Origin of the sequence: Streptomyces sp. UH6 (genome assembly GCF_013421635.1) — a bacterium.
Taxonomy (GTDB): Bacteria; Actinomycetota; Actinomycetes; order Streptomycetales; family Streptomycetaceae; genus Streptomyces; species Streptomyces abyssomicinicus.
The window spans coordinates 1-2692 of the sequence record NZ_JACADT010000782.1 but is presented as its reverse complement, the minus strand read 5'-3'; the positions used below and the strand labels follow the sequence as shown (position 1 = coordinate 2692).

Genomic DNA, 2692 nt, shown 5'->3' with positions numbered 1-2692 from the left:
GCCTGGCCCGGGTGCTGCGGGAACCGGCCGACCTGCTGCTGCTGGACGAGCCGACCAACCACCTCTCCCCCGGCCTGGTGGAGGACCTGGAGGAGGCGCTGGCCGCGTGGCCCGGCGCGCTGGTGGTCGTCTCCCACGACCGCATGTTCACCCGCCGGTTCACCGGCCGCCGGGTGCGGCTGGAGGCGGGCCGCCTCGCGGGGTGAGCCGCGAGGCGAGGTGCGGGGGCCGTGGCCGCCGGCGCCCGGAGCGGGCGAGCGCGTGATCGTGCGCACACGCAGCGGTCACGGAACCGGCACGCGAAAGCGGACGGATCGCCGCGAACCGGGGCGGCTTCGGCCCTCCGGCGCTCACCACACCCTTCGGCGGCGGCCCCGGCTTGATCGACCATACTTCGAGATGGTTAACATGTGAGCGCCGCCTAGCTCGAAAGATGGACCTGTGACTGTCACCGAGGACTCGTTCACCAACTGGAAGAACCGCGAGGAGATCGCGGAGTCGATGATCCCGATCATCGGGAAGCTGCACCGGGAGCGGGACGTCACGGTCCTGGTCCACAGTCGCTCCCTGGTGAACAAGTCGGTCATCAGCATCCTCAAGACCCACCGCTTCGCCCGGCAGATCGTCGGCGGGGAGCTGTCGGTCGTCGAGACGATGCCGTTCCTTCAGGCCCTGACCACGCTGGACCTCGGGCCCTCGCAGATCGACATCGGCATGCTGGCGGTGGCCCACAAGGCCGACGACCGCGGCCTGTCGGTCGAGGAGTTCACCGCCGAGGCCGTCGCCGGCGCCACCGGCGCCCACAAGATCGAGCGTCGCGAGGGCCGCGACGTGGTCCTCTACGGCTTCGGCCGGATCGGCCGCCTGCTGGCCCGCCTGCTCATCGAGAAGGCCGGTTCCGGAAACGGCCTGCGCCTGAAGGCGATCGTGGTCCGCAACGGCGGTGGCCAGGACCTGGTCAAGCGCGCCTCGCTGCTGCGCCGTGACTCGATCCACGGCCAGTTCCAGGGCACCATCACCGTGGACGAGGCCAACAACCGGATCATCGCCAACGGCCACACGATCCAGGTGATCTACTCCGACTCCCCCGAGTCGGTGGACTACACCGAGTACGGCATCCGGAACGCCATCCTCATCGACAACACCGGCAAGTGGCGCGACCGCGAGGGCCTCTCCCAGCACCTGCGCCCCGGCGTCGACAAGGTCGTGCTGACCGCTCCGGGCAAGGGCGACGTCCCCAACATCGTCCACGGCGTCAACCACGACATGATCAAGCCGGACGAGAACATCATCTCCTGCGCCTCCTGCACGACCAACGCGATCGTGCCGCCGCTGAAGGCGATGGAGGACGAGTACGGCGTCGTGCGCGGGCACGTGGAGACCATCCACTCGTTCACCAACGACCAGAACCTGCTGGACAACTACCACAAGGGCGACCGTCGTGGCCGCTCCGCGCCGCTGAACATGGTCATCACCGAGACCGGCGCCGCCTCCGCCGTGGCGAAGGCGCTGCCCGACCTCGAGGCGACCATCACCGGCAGCTCGATCCGCGTCCCCACCCCGGACGTGTCGATCGCCATCCTCAACCTGCAGCTGAAGCGGGAGACGAGCCGCGCGGAGGTCCTCGAGTACCTGCGCGAGGTGTCGCTGACCTCGCCGCTGAAGCGCCAGATCGACTTCATCAGCGCCCCCGACGCGGTCTCCAGCGACTTCATCGGCTCGCGTCACGCCTCGATCGTCGACGCCGGCGCCACCAAGGTCGAGGGCGACAACGCGATCCTCTACCTCTGGTACGACAACGAGTTCGGCTACTCCTGCCAGGTGGTCCGGGTCGTGCAGCAGGTCTCGGGCGTCGAGTACCCGACGTTCCCGGCCCCGGCGGTCTGATCCGCCGCGGCAAGGACCGCGACGGGTGTGCCCCGGGTGACGTCATGTCACCCGGGGCACACCCGTCTCCGGCACCGGGGCCGGTCGGCCGCGGCCGGCCAGTCCGGTCGGCCGCGCCGGGTAGGCCGGGTTCGGTCAGCCGCGGCCGCCGCGCTGGGCCGCCATCCGCACGGGGGCGTTCCGTGCCCCGTACCCCCGGTAGCCGTCGTCCCGCTGGACCAGCTCGAAGAAGACCCGGCCCACGGTGCGGGTGTAGCAGTGCCGGAACCCGCCCCGCTCGTCCCGGTCGTAGAGGATGCCGAGTGCGCGGAAGGTCTCCAGTTCCTCGTCCGGCAGGTCGTACAGGGCGGCGAGGTCGTCGTGGTAGTTGCCGGGGACGGCGAGCAGTTCCCCGCCGGCCTCCACGAAGCGGCGGGCGGCCAGGACGACGTCGTCGGTGGCCAGTGCGATGTGCTGGAGACGGTCGCCGTCGTCGGTGGGGGCGGGGCCGACGCCCAGGGCGATGCGCACGCGGCCGTCGGCGTCGGTGACCGCGCGGCTGCGGAACAGTCCGTAGGGCTCCGCCACGTCCACGCTCTCCTGGGCGCCCAGGCCCAGCACGCTGCGGTGGAACAGGGCCGCCTCGTCGAACTGGTGCCAGGGCTGGGTGAGCGCGAGGTGGTCGACGCGCCGCGGGCCTCCGTCCGGCTCCGCGGCCGGAGCCTCCGTCCGCGGCCCCGGGACGAAGTCGCTCCGCCAGTCGGGCGCTCCGGGTCGTCCGGTGGCGCAGAAGAACAGCTCGGTGCCGTCCGGCGCGGCCACCGCC

General features: G+C 71.2%; 2 protein-coding genes and 1 pseudogene. 2 read left to right on the top strand and 1 reads right to left on the bottom strand.

The features are described from left to right. Both HW445_RS25760 and HW445_RS25755 read left to right on the top strand, forming a co-directional pair. Positions 1 to 206 (top strand): annotated as a pseudogene (locus HW445_RS25760) (ABC transporter ATP-binding protein); the annotation flags it as partial. A 235-nt stretch (positions 207 to 441) separates the two neighbouring features. Continuing rightward, positions 442 to 1887: a glyceraldehyde-3-phosphate dehydrogenase gene (locus HW445_RS25755; protein WP_180223295.1), complete on the top strand. Its 1446-nt coding sequence runs from the start codon at positions 442 to 444 to the stop codon at positions 1885 to 1887. A gap of 135 nt (positions 1888 to 2022) precedes the next feature. On the opposite strand, the gene HW445_RS25750 is transcribed toward HW445_RS25755, so the two are convergent. Then, a partial coding sequence (locus HW445_RS25750) for a VOC family protein (protein ID WP_180223294.1) occupies positions 2023 to 2692 on the bottom strand: 670 nt, incomplete at its 5' end.